The 15,430-nt window shown below is 68.1% G+C and carries 17 protein-coding genes; 7 read left to right on the top strand and 10 right to left on the bottom strand.

The window, feature by feature from the left end; genetic code table 11:
• Positions 1-2 precede the first annotated feature (2 nt).
• Positions 3-1,532, bottom strand: a complete 1,530-nt coding sequence (locus AC1DW0_RS26035; RefSeq protein ID WP_477948879.1) for a DUF1800 domain-containing protein — start codon at positions 1,530-1,532, stop codon at positions 3-5.
• 183 nt (positions 1,533-1,715) lie between these two features.
• On the opposite strand from AC1DW0_RS26035, the gene AC1DW0_RS26030 reads away from it, so the two are divergent.
• A complete protein-coding gene (locus AC1DW0_RS26030; RefSeq protein ID WP_457322225.1) occupies positions 1,716-1,871 on the top strand; it encodes a PEP-CTERM sorting domain-containing protein in 156 nt (51 codons plus the stop codon).
• A 239-nt stretch (positions 1,872-2,110) separates the two neighbouring features.
• Positions 2,111-2,803, top strand: coding sequence for a hypothetical protein (locus AC1DW0_RS26025; protein ID WP_457322223.1), 693 nt, complete (start codon positions 2,111-2,113; stop codon positions 2,801-2,803).
• Positions 2,804-2,817: 14 nt separating this feature from the next.
• Here AC1DW0_RS26025 and AC1DW0_RS26020 read toward each other — a convergent pair whose 3' ends face one another.
• Complete coding sequence (locus AC1DW0_RS26020) at positions 2,818-3,810, bottom strand: sulfate ABC transporter substrate-binding protein (protein ID WP_056197613.1); 993 nt, start codon at positions 3,808-3,810, stop codon at positions 2,818-2,820.
• 76 nt (positions 3,811-3,886) lie between these two features.
• The gene (locus tag AC1DW0_RS26015) at positions 3,887-4,852 is read right to left on the bottom strand and encodes a CysB family HTH-type transcriptional regulator (RefSeq protein ID WP_457322221.1); all 966 of its coding nucleotides are present in this window, start codon (positions 4,850-4,852) and stop codon (positions 3,887-3,889) included.
• Between the two features lie 127 nt (positions 4,853-4,979).
• Between AC1DW0_RS26015 and AC1DW0_RS26010 the strand changes: the two genes are divergently transcribed.
• Both AC1DW0_RS26010 and AC1DW0_RS26005 read left to right on the top strand, forming a co-directional pair.
• Positions 4,980-5,858: a dienelactone hydrolase family protein gene (locus AC1DW0_RS26010; RefSeq protein ID WP_477948877.1), complete on the top strand. Its 879-nt coding sequence runs from the start codon at positions 4,980-4,982 to the stop codon at positions 5,856-5,858.
• A gap of 244 nt (positions 5,859-6,102) precedes the next feature.
• A complete protein-coding gene (locus tag AC1DW0_RS26005; protein ID WP_477948875.1) occupies positions 6,103-7,197 on the top strand; it encodes an OmpA family protein in 1,095 nt (364 codons plus the stop codon).
• Between the two features lie 24 nt (positions 7,198-7,221).
• Here AC1DW0_RS26005 and AC1DW0_RS26000 read toward each other — a convergent pair whose 3' ends face one another.
• The 7 genes from AC1DW0_RS26000 to AC1DW0_RS25970 form a co-directional block, all read right to left on the bottom strand.
• Complete coding sequence (locus tag AC1DW0_RS26000; RefSeq protein ID WP_457393220.1) at positions 7,222-7,809, bottom strand: RBBP9/YdeN family alpha/beta hydrolase; 588 nt, start codon at positions 7,807-7,809, stop codon at positions 7,222-7,224.
• A 3-nt stretch (positions 7,810-7,812) separates the two neighbouring features.
• Positions 7,813-8,031, bottom strand: a complete 219-nt coding sequence (locus tag AC1DW0_RS25995) for a TOBE domain-containing protein (RefSeq protein ID WP_056197604.1) — start codon at positions 8,029-8,031, stop codon at positions 7,813-7,815.
• Between the two features lie 116 nt (positions 8,032-8,147).
• A complete protein-coding gene (locus tag AC1DW0_RS25990) occupies positions 8,148-8,474 on the bottom strand; it encodes a hypothetical protein (protein ID WP_056197602.1) in 327 nt (108 codons plus the stop codon).
• Positions 8,475-8,578: 104 nt separating this feature from the next.
• Positions 8,579-9,637: a sulfate/molybdate ABC transporter ATP-binding protein gene (locus AC1DW0_RS25985; protein WP_056199536.1), complete on the bottom strand. Its 1,059-nt coding sequence runs from the start codon at positions 9,635-9,637 to the stop codon at positions 8,579-8,581.
• Positions 9,637-10,521, bottom strand: coding sequence for a sulfate ABC transporter permease subunit CysW (gene cysW / locus AC1DW0_RS25980; RefSeq protein ID WP_056197600.1), 885 nt, complete (start codon positions 10,519-10,521; stop codon positions 9,637-9,639). The genes AC1DW0_RS25985 and cysW overlap by 1 nt, the downstream gene beginning before the upstream one ends.
• The gene (gene cysT, locus AC1DW0_RS25975) at positions 10,518-11,327 is read right to left on the bottom strand and encodes a sulfate ABC transporter permease subunit CysT (RefSeq protein WP_477948978.1); all 810 of its coding nucleotides are present in this window, start codon (positions 11,325-11,327) and stop codon (positions 10,518-10,520) included. Before cysT ends, cysW begins: the two co-directional genes overlap by 4 nt.
• Before the next feature lie 71 nt (positions 11,328-11,398).
• On the bottom strand, positions 11,399-12,409 hold the full coding sequence (locus tag AC1DW0_RS25970) for a sulfate ABC transporter substrate-binding protein (protein ID WP_457393226.1): 1,011 nt from the start codon (positions 12,407-12,409) through the stop codon (positions 11,399-11,401).
• A gap of 128 nt (positions 12,410-12,537) precedes the next feature.
• Here AC1DW0_RS25970 and AC1DW0_RS25965 point away from each other — a divergent pair, with 128 nt between their 5' ends.
• The 3 genes from AC1DW0_RS25965 (at position 12,538) to AC1DW0_RS25955 (ending at position 15,421) form a co-directional block, all read left to right on the top strand.
• A complete protein-coding gene (locus AC1DW0_RS25965) occupies positions 12,538-13,668 on the top strand; it encodes a sensor histidine kinase (protein ID WP_477948872.1) in 1,131 nt (376 codons plus the stop codon).
• Between the two features lie 205 nt (positions 13,669-13,873).
• Positions 13,874-14,530 (top strand): response regulator, encoded by a 657-nt coding sequence (locus tag AC1DW0_RS25960; RefSeq protein WP_477948870.1) that lies wholly within the window; start codon positions 13,874-13,876, stop codon positions 14,528-14,530.
• Between the two features lie 96 nt (positions 14,531-14,626).
• Positions 14,627-15,421 carry a hypothetical protein gene (locus AC1DW0_RS25955; RefSeq protein WP_457393235.1) on the top strand — a complete coding sequence of 265 codons (795 nt, stop codon included), beginning with the start codon at positions 14,627-14,629 and terminating at the stop codon, positions 15,419-15,421.
• Positions 15,422-15,430 lie beyond the last annotated feature (9 nt).

Raw genomic sequence — 15,430 nt, 5'->3', positions numbered from 1 at the left:
CGTCACCTGTTCATGAAGTCGGGGGAGGCCAGCAGGTAGGTGTTCCATTCCTGTGGCGACGTGGCCTGACCCAGCGCCTGCTGCGTGGCGGCGGCCAGGCGCGGGGCGATGCCCTCGTAGTACAGCGGGTGGGCGATCTGCGGGAAGGCTGGCCTGTCCTTGGGCTCGCCCTCGACCTTGAAGAGGCCCGCGCTGCCGCTGCCGATGGCGCGCGCGATCTCGAAGCGCGTCGTCATCTGGCCGGGCCCCGCCCAGGCGCTTTCGTCGAGTGCATAGCCATCGGGCGTCTGGCGGTTGTAGGGCGCCTGGCCGAGGCGGTAGAGCCAGCCGATCATGGGGCCGGTGTTCAGCACCACCTTGTCGGCATAGGCCAGGCGCACGGCTGAGACGACGTAATGCGTCGGGTCCTTGAACTTGCGGCCCAGGGACGCCTCGAACTCGGGCGAGCCCACCATGGCACGCAGCACCTCGGCGATGCGGCCATCGCTCTGCTGCCAGCGCTCCGCCATGCGCTCCACCAGCGCCGGCGGCGGCTCGTCGGCGACGAAGTACTGGGCCAGCTTGCGCGACACGAAGTGGGCCGTGCTCGGGTGTTTGGCCAGCAGGTCCAGCACCTGGTCCAGTTCGGCTTCGCCCTGACCCTTGACGGCGATGCCGAGCAGTTGCTTGTCGCCGAAATCGTGCCGCGCCGGGTTGAACTCCATCAGCCCGTCTCGGCGGTATTGCGCCTCCTGCGCGGGCTTGAGCTTGGGTTTGTTGTCGGTCAGGTTCACGCCCAGCCCGGTCAGCACGCGGGCCAGCTCCTGCACATCCTTCTGGCTATAGCCACCGCCCACGCCCAGGGTGTGCAGCTCCAGCAGCTCGCGGGCGTAGTTCTCGTTGATGCGGTTGGCGGCGTTCTGCTCGTTGTCGAGGTAGCGCAGCATGGCCGGGTGGTGGGCCGTGTAGCCGAGCAGGTCGCGAAAGCGCCCGAGCGCGCGTTCGCGCAGGCCCTGCTCGTAGTCGCCCACCATGACGCGCAGGTTGCTCTTGTACTGGTGGACGTTGAAATGGTTGAACCAGAACCAGGTCATCTGCTCCTGGACCTGGTTGGGCGAGTACAGGGCATTCAGCAGCTGGCGCGTCGACGCCTCGCGGGCCAGCTTGGTCAGAGCCTGCTGGTAGTTCTTCTGCGCCTCCGCCTTGGCCATGTCGTCGGTCAGTGCATCGGCGGCCTTGCGCTGGGCTTCCATCTGCTGCACCAGGGGCAACAACGGCTGCTGGGTGACGGCGAGAGCCTGGATTTGCGCCTGAGCGGCTTCTGGCAGTGCGCCCGGGATGCGAGGCTGGAGCTGGGCTTCCAGCCAGACCTCGCGGCCCTGGCGGCGGACCTGGCTGAGATCGGCGCTGCTGGCGCCCCAACTCAAGCGATCCAACCACAGCGTGTCGGCGGCTGCGCTGTGGCTGCCCACCGTGGGCGCCTGGATTGGCGCAGCGGCGCAGCCGGCCAGCAATGCGGCGGTGCAAAGCGCGAGACGGGGCAAGGCTGTCATGGCGGGCGGGCCTTTCGGGCTGAGTCCGGGCCAACGGTCGGTCGCGGCCCGGCGTTGACCCCGGCAGGCTAGCAGACGCGCCGCCCCCCTAATGTGTCTGTCGGCCGCCGTCATGTTGCTGGTTTGTGGTCTTGGACCGCGTCCTTGCCGCCCTTTGTGTCGAGGCGGTGCTATTTCGAAGACATGCCAGACACCGGTGCCCGCCACATTGCGGCGGCCAGCTTCATTGACGACGTGACGCTGACGACCGCGGCCGTGCCGGAGCCAACGCCGTCGGCTCTGTTGCTGGCCGGCATGGCCGCACTGGGCGGGGTGACCTGGCAGCGTCGACGCCGCTGAGCATCGTTGGGCAGCGCCGGGCGGCTCACCGGCCACCCGGCGTGCAGCGGATGCATGGCCCTGGACTTGCCGGGCTTGCTGTCAACGCACGCAGCCGTTACTGTTTGCGCATGCAAAGCGGTCGTCGAGTTCCGCTCAGGGTAGGGCTGGTGCTTGCGGTAGCCGGGTTGTTCGCTCCGGCTGCCGAGGCGGGTTGTTCGCGTGCGATTGACGTGCCGGTGTCGCCAGCGGGACGGCTGGTGTTCGTCGAAGATGAGCGCGTCGAGGGCGTGCTGCCGGAACTGCTGCGCGAGCGCGGCGCGCTGCTTGGCTGCGAGTTCCGGTTCAGCGTCGTGCCCCGCGCGCGCGCCGCGCGAACGGTGTTCGAGGCGCAGGATGGCGATCTCTATTTGCCGGCATTGCGCAAACCCGAGCGCGATCAGACCCATCTCTTCGTACCCTTGAGTCGCCAGGGCGTGGCCGTGGCGACGCTACGCACGCACGCGCCGGTGCCGGCCGACCTGAGTCGGCTGTTGGCCGACAAGAGCTTGCGCGGCATCTTCGTGCGTGGCTACTACTTCGGGCAGGCCTATGGCGATTTCGTCGACCAATTGCTGGCGGACAAACGCGCCGACATCGTGCCCGACATCGAGGCGCTCAGCCGCATGTTGCGAGCGGGCCGCGCCGACTTCACGCTGCTGCCCCACGTGACCGGCCAGGGTGCCCTGGACCTGGCGCCACGGATGCCGCTGTCGCAGACGGCTTTTCGCATCGAGCTGCTGGAGACCCTGCCGCTGATGGAGAACGGTGTCTATCTGGCCAGGCGCAATCTCGACGCCGCCGACCTGGTGCTGCTGGTGCAGATGTTCGAGCGGGCCGTCGCCGAAGGGGCGCTCCGGCGGGCCTATCTGCGCCACTACCCACCGGAGGTGGTCGACCACATGCGCTTCTGACCGACTTGGTGCGCTTACTTCGAACCCGGCGCGTAGATCTGGTCGAACACGCCGCCATCGTCGAAGTGGGCCTTCTGGGCCTGGCGCCAGTTGCCGAAGTACTCGTCGAGGGTGAAGAGCTTGACCGGCCCGAACTGCTTGGCGTACTTGGCAGCGACCTTGGCGTCACGCGGGCGGTAGTAGTTCTTGGCCGCGATCTCCTGGCCCTCGGGGCTGTAGAGGTAGTTCAGATAGGCCTCGGCCTGCTTGCGCGTGCCGCGCTTGTCGACGACCTTGTCGACGATGGCCACCGGCGGCTCGGCCAGGATGGACACGCTGGGCGTGACGATCTCGAACTTGTCCGGGCCGAGCTCCTTGACGGCCAGGTAGGCCTCGTTCTCCCAGGCGATCAGCACGTCGCCGATGCCGCGCTCGACAAACGTCGTCGTCGAGCCGCGTGCGCCCGAGTCCAGCACCTTGGTGTTGGCGTAGATGCGCTTGACGAAGTCCTTGGCCGAGTCGGGCGTGCCGCCGTTCTTCAGCGCATAGCCCCAGGCCGCCAGGTAGTTCCAGCGCGCCCCGCCGCTGGTCTTGGGGTTGGGGGTGATGACGTCGACGCCGCTGCGGGCCAGGTCGGGCCAGTTGCTGATCTTCTTCGGGTTGCCCTTGCGCACCAGGAAGACGATGGTCGAGGTGTAGGGGCTGGCGTTGTTGGGCAGCTTCTTCTGCCAGTCCAGTGGCAGCAGCTTGTGGTCGGCGATGGCGTCGATGTCATAGGCCAGCGCCAGCGTGACGACGTCGGCCTCCAGCCCGTCGATGACGGCACGGGCCTGCTTGCCCGAGCCGCCATGCGAGGCCTTCACGCTGACGGTCTCGCCGGTCTTGGCCTTCCACTGCGCGGCGAAGGCCTTGTTGAAGTCCTGGTAGAGCTCCCGCGTCGGGTCGTAGGAGACGTTCAGCAGCGAGGTCTGCGCAAAGGCGCCGGTGGCGGCGAGAGCGAAGGAGAGGGCGGTGAGAAGGCGGCGCATGGTGTTTGAGTTAGGGGTAAGGCGGTTCACTCTAGGGATCAGGGCAGGAGCGGGCAAAGAAGAAGAGCGCGCAAGCTCATGCGGCTTTCGACCAGGCCAGCACGGGTTCAGCCGCCACGGTCGGCAGCTCGTGGCGGGCCGCATCGACGACCTCGCGCTTGAGCGGCGAAGCAAAGGTCTGGATGAACTCGTAGATGTAGTCGCGCAGATAGGCGCTGCGCCGCACGGCCAGGCGCGTCATGTTGTCCTCGAACAGATGGCGGGCATCGATGGCACGCAGATGGCGGTCGCGCTCCTCGTCGAAGGCGATGGCCGCGACGATTCCCACGCCCAGGCCCAGCTCCACATAGGTCTTGATGACGTCGGCATCCATCGCGCTCAGCACGATGTGGGGCTGCAACTGGGCCGCGGCAAAGGCCTCGTCGATGTGGGAGCGGCCGGTGTAGCCGGGCTCGTAGGTGACGATGGGAAATTGGGCCAGGCGGGCCAGCGTCAGCGGGCCATCGAGCAGCGGGTGGTCGGGCGGCACGACGACCGAGTGCGTCCAGCGGTAGCAGGGCAGGGCGACGAGTTCGGGGTACTGGGCCAGTGCCTCGGTGGCGATGCCCACGTCCGCCTCGCCATCGAGAAGCAGGCGGGCGATCTGCTGGGGCGAGCCCTGCTGCAGATGCAGGCTGACGTCGGGGTGATGAGCGCGGAAGTCGCGCACGGCGGGCGGCAGCGCGTAGCGCGCCTGGCTGTGCGTGGCCGCAATGCGCAGGCGGCCGCTGCCCGCCTGGGCGAAGTCATCGGCCGCGCGCTTGAGGTTCTCGGCTTCCAGCAGCAGTCGCTCGATGACGGGCAGCACGTGCTCGCCCGGCTCGGTCAGCCCTGTGAGGCGCTTGCCCACGCGCACGAAGAGCTCGATGCCGAGCTCCTCTTCCAACTCGCGGATCTGGCGGCTGACGCCGGGTTGCGAAGTGTGCAGGGCCTGCGCGACTTCGGTCAGGTTGAAGCCGCGGCGCTGGGCTTCGCGGACGGAACGGAGTTGCTGGAAGTTCATGCGAGGCGATTCTGCAAACAGCGATCACTTCTGTCGTCGAACCATTCGCCATATCGTTATGCACTTCGTGGTGGTGTCAGGCGGTTTTGGTACGCCTACAGTTGGCCGGCATCCAAGGAGTCAATGCATGCATAAGGAAGCCATTCCGACCCAGGCCTGGGCCTTGTTCGATCGCTACGTGCACGGCGACCTGAGCCGGCGCGGGTTTCTTGAGCAGGCCGCCAGCTTTGCCGGTGGCCCGGCTGGTGCCGCTGCGCTGTTGGCCACACTCAGCCCCAATTTCGCCGCGGCCCAGCAAGTCAAGCCAGATGACCCGCGCCTGGTGACGCGCCGCCAGGCCTTCGACTCGCCGCAGGGCAATGGCAAGGTGCAGGGCTATCTGGCCAAGCCGGCAAGTGCCGCGGGCAAGCTGCCCGCCGTGCTCGTCGTGCATGAGAACCGCGGCCTGAACCCGCACATCGAGGACATCGCCCGCCGTGTCGCGCTCGCCGGCTACGCGGCCTATGCGCCCGACGCACTGGCGCCGCTGGGCGGCTACCCGGGCGACGAGGACAAGGCGCGCGAGCTCTTCGGCAAGCTCGACGCCGGCAAGACGCGTGCAGACATCGTCGCCGCTGCTCGCGGGCTGCTGGCGCTGCCGGATGCCAATGGCAAGGTCGGCGTGGTCGGCTTCTGCTGGGGGGGCTCGCTGGCCAACCATGTGGCCACGCAGGTGCCCGAGCTCGCCGTGGCCGTGCCCTTCTACGGCGCCGCACCGGCGCTGGAAGACGTGCCGCGCATCAAGGCGCGGCTGCTGCTGCACTACGCCGGCAACGACGAGCGCGTCAACGCCAGCTGGCCGGCTTATGAGGCCGCATTGAAGGCGGCGGGTGTGCGCTACGAGCAGTTCGTTTACGCCGGCACCCAGCACGGCTTCAACAACGACACGACGCCACGCTACGACCCCGCGGCGGCGCAGCTGGCCTGGGAGAGGACGCTGGCGGTATTCAAGTCAACGCTCGGCTAGGGCGCGCAGGCGCGATACGCTTGCGGCTCCCGAGGCCCGACGCGAGCGCGCCATGACACAGCATCGAATCAGACGCGGCAGTTTTGTCTTCCAGGTCCGACCGGCCAGGGCCGGCTGGCGGCTGGCGGTGTTGGCTGCCGTGAGCCTCATGAGCCTTTTGGGCGCTTGCGGTGCCCCCGGCCCTGCCACGGCCCCCGCGGCAGCGCCGGTCCCGGCCGCCGTGCCTGCACCGCCGCCGGCGCCGGTGCCACCCCCCACGCTGCCGTTCGATGCCGCCGTGCTGCGCGCCGCCACGGCTTTGCTCGCCGATGCGCAGCCGGCCGAGGCCCGGGAGCTGGTGATCGACCCTCTGGTGGACGGTGTGACCGGGCTTCAATCGAATGCCACGCAGACGCTGGGCGCGCAACTGGTCAAGCTGATCGGCCAGCAGTACCCGCGCTACAACGTCAAGCCGTTCAACCCGGTCAACGTCGTGCGCGGGCCGCTGATCCTGACCGGGACCTTCACCGGCGTGAATGCCGAGCGCAAGAGCGAGGGCAGGCGCGAAGCCTTCCGGATCTGCCTGGCCCTGGCGGACCTGAAGACCGGCAAGCTGGTCAGCAAAGGCCTGGCCTTCGCGCTGCCCGAGGGCGTAGACACGACGCCGTTGCCGCTGTTCGCCGATTCACCGGCTTGGGCGCCGGACGATGCCACCACCGGCTATGTGCGCACCTGTCAAGGCACCAAGCCCGGCGACGCCATCCACCCGCTGTACATCGACCGCATCGTGACGGCTGCGACCATCGCTGAGGCCAGCGAGGCCTATGCCGCCAAGCGCTATGCGCAAGCCGCCACGCTGTTCGAGACGGCGCTGGCCAGCCCCGGCGGCAACCAGTTGCGCGTGCACACCGGGCTGTACCTCACGCGGATGCGGCTCGGCCAGCGGTCGGCGGCGGCCAAGGCCTTCGGCGACATCGTCGAGCAAGGGCTCGACCAGAAGCGGCTGGGCGTGAAGGTGCTGTTCAAGCCCGGCACCGCGGCGATCTGGTCGCCGCCGGGCACCACGGCGTTGCCTTATGCGATGTGGATGGGCGAGATCGGCCGCCGTGCTGCGGCGCGGCCGAGTTGCCTGGACGTGGTCGGCCACACGAGCGCAAGCGGCGCCGAGCCGGTGAACGAAAGGATTTCGCTGATGCGCGCGGAGATGGTCGCGGGCGAGTTGAAGCGGGTGGCACCCAAGCTGACGCCGCGACTGGCCAGCAGTGGCGTCGGCTCCAGGCAGGCGCTGATCGGCAACGGCCGCGACGACCTGTCCGACGCGCTCGACCGGCGGGTCGAGTTCCTCGTCCACGGCTGTTGAACTCTCGGCTGCCGAGCCGCCACTTCAGATGGCAAAGGCCCACTCGCGGAACTCGGCATGGCGCGGCCGCTGCTCGGCAGCGGCGCGCGCCCGGGCCGCTTCGATCCAGCTCTTGGCCAGCGGCAGGGGCCCGAAGCCGGCCTCGGCATTGATGTGCCCGACCGGGCCGAGATTGCTGTAACTCGCTCCCCAACGGTGCGCCCAACGCGCGGCGCTGGCGGCGCTCATCCACGGGTCAGTGCTGCTGGCGATCAGCCGCGAGCGGCGCGGCAGGCGATGGTGGGGCAGCGACTCGGCGATGCCGAACTTGTCAGGCTCGGCCGGGGCAACGAAAAGGGCCTCGCGAATGGGGGAGTCAGGGTGGTCAGCCAGGTGGCGCGCCAGCGCCAGGCAGCCGAAGCTGTGGGCCACGGCCAGCCATTCCCCTTCACCCGCCACTTCCAGCGTGCGCTGAATGCGCTCGGCCCAGCGCTCCAACTCGGGTTTGCTCGGGTCGCGCTGCGTGACGCGGCGGGCGTCGCGGTACTGCCCCTGCAGCCAGGTTTGCCAATGCGCCGAGCCGCTGTCGTTCAGGCCCGGGATGATGAGAACGCGCGGCGGCTGGTAGGCCATGGCTTACAGCGTCGCGATCGACACTTCGGTGGACTTGACCAGGGCGACGACCTCGCGGCCGACCTCCAGGCCCAGGTCCTTGACCGAGCGTGTCGTGATGACCGAAGTGACGATGTCGCCGTTGCGGGTGAGGACGTCGACCTCGGAGACGACCGGGCCTTCGATGATTTCCTTGATCGTGCCGCGGAACTGGTTGCGCACGTTGATGGCGGTGATGCTCATTGGGTGTTCCTTGAACAGTGGAACCCCCAGTGTGGTCAGCGCCCTGCGATCAAGGAAGGAAGCAATGCGCAGCAGCGCATGCGCGGGCCGAATATGCCAGCCGGGTGCGGCGCGGCTCAGCGGGCCTTGGCCGGGCGCGCGGGCTTGGCTGGCGTTTCGGGCAGCAGCGCTGAGCAATCGGTGACCAGGCCGTCGAGTGAAGGGTGATCGATGCAGTCCTCGTAATCGGCCCGGGTCGGACGCAGCTTCCCGGCTGCGGGCGGATCGAACCGCAGCGCCGTGTCGTTTCGGCGTTTGGCGGCACTGGCAGCGGACTCGGGCACGACAGCCGATGCAGGGCGCGGAAGCCCACAGGCGTGAGCAGGCCGGGTGAGGTGGTAGACGCCGAGGACGGCGAGGGCGGCGAGGCCGATCAGGCGGCGCTGCAGGGCGGGGATGGGCATGGCGGGCTCCTGGCAGGGCCCGCCGGCGGACTTCGTCGACGCTGACCCTTGCCTGGACGGACGCAAACCCGACCAGCAAGCGGACAGCCGGCGGGGGTGACCCCCTAGATGCCCGCGCCGGCCTCGAACAGACTCAACCGTGCCGCGCTCAGCTTCACGCGCTGCCCGCCTTGCAGCCGCAACGTGTCTGCCTCCTCGCGCGTCAGCTCTGCCTCCAGCGGCTGGCCATCCGGGCCGATCAGCTCGACACGCGCGCTCGCGCCGAAGGACAGCACGCGCTCCACGGTGGCCGACAAGCCGTGCGCCGACTCGTCGGTCAGGATCTGCAGTTCATGCGGCCGTGCATAGGCCTGCACTTCGCCGTCACCATGCGCGCCCTGGTGCGGCAACTGGTGCTCGCCCATGTGCAGCACACCGCCGCGTGAGTGGCCGACGAAGCGGTTGACCGCGCCAAGGAAACCGTAGACGAAAGGCGTGGCTGGGCGCTCGTAGACCTCCTGCGGCGTGCCAACCTGCTCGACGCGGCCGTGGTCCATCAGCACGATGCGGTCGGCGACTTCCAGGGCTTCATCCTGATCGTGCGTGACGAAGATGCTGGTGATGTGCAGCTCGTCGTGCAGGCGGCGCAGCCAGCGGCGCAGTTCCTTGCGCACCTTGGCGTCGAGCGCGCCGAAGGGTTCGTCCAGCAGCAGCACGCGCGGCTCCACGGCCAGAGCGCGGGCCAGGGCGATGCGCTGGCGCTGGCCGCCCGAGAGCTGAGGCGGGAAGCGGTCGCCCAGCCAGTCCAGCTGCACGAGCTTGAGCAGCTCGGTCACGCGTTTCCTGATCTCGGTCTCGGGCAGGCGCTGCTTCCTGGGCTTCACGCGCAGGCCGAACGCGACGTTGTCGAACACCGTCATGTGGCGGAACAGCGCGTAATGCTGGAACACGAAGCCGACCTGGCGCTCGCGCACATGCGTGTCGGAAGCGTCCTGGCCGTCCAGCAGCACGCGCCCGCGGTCGGCCTGCTCCAGACCAGCAATGATGCGCAGCAGCGTCGTCTTGCCGCAGCCCGACGGGCCGAGCAGAGCCACCAGCTCGCCGGTCGGGAATTCCAGCGACACGTCACCCAAGGCGGTGAAGTTGCCGAAGCTCTTGTGGATGTTCTGAACCTGGATACCCATCATTCGCTCCCGTGCGACGACTGGCTGGCGCGCCACTCGATGAATTGCTTGATCACCAGTGTCACCAGCGCCAGCAGCGCGAGCAGTGAGGCCACGGCGAAGGCGGCCGCGAACTGGTATTCGTTGTAGAGGATCTCGACGTGCAAAGGCAGCGTGTTGGTCAGGCCGCGAATGTGGCCAGAGACGACCGACACCGCGCCGAACTCGCCCATGGCGCGTGCATTGCACAGGATGACGCCGTACAGCAGGCCCCACTTGATGTTGGGCAGCGTGACGCGGCGGAAGGTCTGCCAGCCGCTGGCGCCGAGCACAGTGGCCGCCTCTTCCTCGTCGCGCCCTTGCGCCTGCATCAGCGGGATCAGCTCGCGGGCGACGAAGGGGAAGGTCACGAAGACGGTCGCCAGCACGATGCCAGGCACGGCGAAGATGATCTTCACGTCGTGAGCCTGCAGCCAGGGGCCGAACCAGCCCTGGGCGCCGAAGATCAGCACATACATCAGGCCGGCCACGACGGGTGAGACCGAGAAGGGCAGGTCGATCAACGTGATCAGCAACTGCTTGCCGCGGAACTCATGCTTGGCGATCAGCCACGACGCGCTCAGGCCGAACACCAGGTTCAACGGCACCGCGATGGCCGTGGCGATCAGCGTCAGTTTGATGGCGGAGAAGGTTTCCTCTTCGGCGATGGACGCGAAGTACACCTCCCAGCCCTTGCGCAGCGCCTCGGTGAACACGGCCACCAGCGGCAGCAGCAGGAAGACGGCGAAGAAGGTCAGGCCTAGCGCCAGCAGCGTGAAACGCACCGCGGGCGATTCGCGCGTGGCCGGGTTGTCCTGATACTTGGCGCGAGCACGCGGTGGTGCGAGGTGCAAAGCCGTGCTCATCGCTTTCCTCCCCGGCGCGAACTCCAGGCCTGCAGGCCGTTGATGGCCAGCAGCAGCACAAAGCTGACGATCAGCATGACGGCCGCGATCGCCGTGGCGCCCACGTAGTCGTACTGCTCCAGCTTGGCAATGATCATCAGCGGCGTGATCTCGCTGACCATGGGGATGTTGCCGGCGATGAAGATCACCGAGCCGTACTCGCCGACGGCGCGCGCGAAGGCCAGCGCGAAGCCGGTCAGCAAGGCGGGCAGCAGCGTGGGCAACACGACATAGCGGAAGGTCGTCCAGCGCTGGGCGCCGAGTGATGCCGCGGCTTCTTCCAACTCGGTCTCCATGTCCTCCAGCACCGGCTGCACCGTGCGCACGATGAAGGGCAGGCCGATGAAGATCAGCGCCAGCAGGATGCCCAGCGGCGTGAAGGCGATCTTGATGTCGTACTTGGCGAAGAGGGCGCCGACCCAGCCGTTGGGTGCGTACAGCGCCGTCAAGGCGATGCCGGCGACGGCCGTGGGCAGGGCGAAGGGCAGGTCGATGAGGGCGTCGACCAGCTTCTTGCCCGGGAACTCATAGCGCACGATGCACCAGGCCAGGATGAGGCCGAAGAAGAGGTTGATGAGCGCGGCGATCAGGGACGCGCCGAAGCTCAGGCGGTAGGAGGCCATCACGCGCGGCGCGGTGGCGGCGGCCCAGAAGGCGTCGAAGCCGTGGCCCGAGGACTTCAGGAAGACCGCTGCCAGCGGCACCAGCACGATCAGCGACAGATAGAACAGCGTGAAGCCCAGTGTCGGTGCGAAGCCGGGCAGCACGCGGCGGCGCGTGAAAGACGCGCGGGCAGGCCGGCCGGCCCGCGCAAGGTCGGCCGTGGGAGTCGCTGCGTTCAACGCTTGATCCCCGCCATCACCTGGTCGAAGCTGCCGCCGTCGGCGAAATGCTGCTTGCTGACCTTCGCCCAGCCGCCCAGCGTCTGGTCCACCGTGAACAGCTTGATGTTGGCGAAGCGTTGTGCGTGCTTCTTGAAGATGGCCGGGTCGCGCGGACGGAAGTTGTTCTTGGCGATGATTTCCTGGCCTTCCGGGCTCCAGTGGAAGTCGAGGTAGGCCTTGGCCAGTGCCGCGCTGCCTTTCTTGGCCGCGACCTTGTCGACGATGGCCACCGGCGCGTCGGTCTCGATGGAGATGCTGGGGTTGACCTGCTCGAACTGGCCCTTGCCGAACTCGTTCTCGATCAGTTCGACCTCGGCCTCGAAGGTGACGAGCACGTCACCGATGCCGCGCTGCGTGAAGGTCGTCGTTGCGCCGCGGCCGCCACCGTCCAGCACCGGCACATTGGTCAGCACCTTGGTCACCAGCTCCTTGGCCTGGGCCTCGCTGCCGCCGGTGGCGATGACGCTGCCCCAGATGGCCAGATAGCTGTAGCGGCCGTTGCCGGTGACCTTGGGGTTGGGGATGATGACCTGCACGCCAGGGCGGGCCAGGTCGCTCCAGTCCTTGATGCCCTTGGGGTTCCCCTTGCGCACGAGGAAGGTCATGGTCGACGAATAGGGCGCCGCGTTGTTCGGGAAGCGGCTGCGCCAGTCGGCCGGCGTCAGGCCGGCGCTGGCGAGCTGGTCGACGTCAGTGGCCTGGTTCATCGTGACGACGTCGGCCTCCAGGCCGCCGATGACGGCACCGATCTGCTTGCTGGAGCCGCCGTGGCTCTGGTTGACGGTCACGGCCTGGCCCTTGGCCTTCTGCGCGGCAACGAAGGCCGGGTTGATCTGCTTGTAGAGCTCGCGGGCGACGTCGTAGGAGACATTGAGCAGCGTCGCGTCCGAGGCCAAGGCGGGCAGGGCAGCCGTGGCGGCCATCAGCGCGACCAGGGCACGGCGGGTGGGCAGGAAAGGGGGCATGACTGGGCCGTCGGGTGAACGAAAGCCGAGAGGGTGCCCAAAGTCTCTTATTCGCGGAAGGACAGTTTTCTTATTTCCTTATTCGTTCCAAGGCATTGAGTGGCGCGCTGCTTGCTAATCTCATGAGCATGCCGTTTGCCCTTGACCACCCCTCGACCGCCTCGCTGCTGCTGGAAAGCACGGGTGAAGGCATCTTCGGCATCGACATGGCCGGCTGCTGCACCTTCGTCAACCGTGCCGCCTGCGAGGCCCTGGGCTGGCGCACGGAACAGGTGCTGGGTCGCAACATGCATGAGCTGATCCACCACTCGCGAGAAAGTGGTGCCCACTATCCGGAGTGCGACTGCCCCATCTTCAACGCCTTTCGCCGTGGCGAGCCCTGCCGCATTGACGACGAGGTGCTGTGGCGGGCCGACGGCAGCGCTTTCCCCGCCGAATATTCGAGCTATCCCGTCATCGAGGCCGGGGAGGTGCAGGGCGCCGTCGTCACCTTCGTTGACATCTCGGCGCGCCGCCAGGCCGAGGCGCTGCTGCGCGCCAGCCACGACGAGTTGGAGCAGCGCGTGGCCGGGCGCACCGCCGAGCTGCGCGAGCTGGCCCACCACCTGGAGGCCGTGCGCGAGACCGAGCGCAAGCGCATCGCCCGCGAGATCCATGACGAACTCGGCTCGCTGCTCGTCGCGCTGAAGATGGACCTGGACTGGCTGGCCCGCCGCGTGGGCGATGCGGCGCAGCGCGAGCCTATGGTGGACAAGTGCCAGCGCATGGGCAGCCTGGTGGACACCGCTGTCGACTCGGTCGGCCGCATCATCACGGACCTGCGCCCCAGCATCCTGGACCACCAGGGCCTGTGGGCGGCGCTGGAGTGGCAGGCCCAGGAGTTCGAGCTGGCTGGCAGCGACGAGCGCCAGGTCGACTTCAAGATGCACGTGGCCGCCGACGTGGTTCCGCCGGAAGGGGGCCTGGCCATCGCGGTGTTCCGCATCTTCCAGGAGGTGCTGTCCAACATCGCCCGGCATGCGCGGGCGCGGCACGTGGCCATCCGCCTCGACGTGGACGCGCCGCCGGGGCCGGTGCTCTACCTGCAGGTGCGCGACGATGGCGTGGGCGCCGCGCCCGAGGCGCTCAACGATGCGCGCAGCTACGGCGTGCTGGGCATGCGCGAGCGGGCGGGACATTTTGGCGGGCGAGTGGGCATCGAGAGTTTTCCAGGGCGGGGCACCACCGTCAGGCTCGTCATGCCGTTGGAGCAAGCATGAAGCCCCTCGTCCAAGGAATACCTTGGCCGGGACCGCGCTGCGGCCWGTGGCCGCAGCGCTTCGGCAGGCACAACGCGCCCACTGGGCGCGTTATGTCCGGCCTCAGCCCCCGGGGGGGCGGCGATGCTTGCCGGATTGACCGGCAAGCACATCGCCCGGACGGGCCGGCTTGGGAGCGGCCCGGCGCTCGGCCCGTGGAGGACAAATGATCCGTGTGTTGATCTGCGACGACCACCTGATCGTCCGCCAAGGCATCAAGCAGGTGCTGGCTGAAGCCGAGGACGTGCAAGTGGTCGGTGAGGCCGCCAACGGGCCCGACGCCATCCAGCGGGTGCGCATCGGTGGGGTCGACGTCGTGCTGCTGGATATCGCCATGCCCCAGCGCGACGGCCTGGACATCCTGAAGGCGCTGAAGTCCGAGTTTCCGCGCCTGCCAGTGCTGATGCTGTCTACCTACCCGGACCGCCAGTACGCCGTGCGCAGCTTGAAGCTCGGCGCGGCCGGCTACCTGAACAAGAGCGCGGACAGCGAACAGATGATCGACGCGGTGCGCAGCGTCGCCCGCGGCAAGCTCTTCATCACGCCCAGCGTGGCCGAGCAGCTGGCCGGCGCCATCGGCGCGGGTGGGCCGGGTGGCCGGCAGGCGGACGACACGCAGCCGCTGCACGAACTGCTGTCGCACCGCGAATACCAGGTCTTCAAGCTGCTGGCGGCCGGCCGCAGCGTGGGCGAGATCGCCGAACAGCTGGTGCTCTCGCCCAATACCGTGTCCACCTACCGCGCCCGGGTGCTGGAGAAGATCGGCGTGCGCAATGATGTCGAGCTGGCGCTGTTCGCGGTGCGCATGGAGCAGGCGGGATAGGACCGCTCTCCCGAGAAGTGAAACCATGTTTCGTTTTGCGCGGTACATTGCCGACCGCATGCATCACCGCGCCGGTCGGCGCACAGAAAGAACTTCATGAGCGCCACCCAGCAAATCGCCGAAGCCTTCACCGCAGCCCGCGCCGCCGGCCTTGCGATCGAAGCCTACCCCGGCACGCCGCCCGCAACGCTGGCCGAGGCCTATGCCATCCAGGCCGCCGCCATCGCGCGCTGGCCCGATGCGGTCAAGGGCTGGAAGGTCGCCCGCGTGAACCCAGCATTCGCGGCGCAGTTCCCTGAAGAGCGCCTCATCGGGCCCGCCTTTGCCGCCAACGTCCACCACGTGGCGCAAGGTGTTGCCGCGCAATGTCCGGTCTTCGAAGGCGGCTTTGCGGCGGTCGAGGCGGAAGTCGTCATCGTCGTCGCGGCCGATGCGCCGGCAGGCAAAGCCGACTGGACGGCCGACACCGTCGCCCCGCTCGTCAAGTCCATGCACATCGGTGTGGAAGTCGCTAGCAGCCCGCTGGCGACGCTGAACGACATCGGCCCGGGGGCCGTCATCTCCGACTTCGGCAACAACTGGGGCGTCGTCGTCGGTGCAGAGATCGCCAACTGGCGCGAGCTGGAAACCATCGATGTGGAGACCTTCATCGATGGCCAGTCGGTCGGCACCGGCAAGGTCGCCATCAAGCCAGGGCCTCTCGGCGCGCTGGCCTTCACGCTGAACAAGCGTGCCCAGCAGGGCGAGATCCTGCGCGCCGGCGACGTCATCTCGACCGGCATGATCACCGGCGTGCACGACATCCGCATCGGCCAGCAGTCGCGGCATGTGTTTGCCGGCGTGGGCGAGGTGCAGGTGCAGATCACGCGTGCGGCGGGCGCGGGTCGCTGATCCTGGTCA

The sequence above is a fragment of the Roseateles sp. P4_D2 genome, assembly GCF_056401875.1.
Note: the sequence above shows the minus strand (reverse complement) of the source record. Positions and strands in the feature narration are given on the sequence as shown.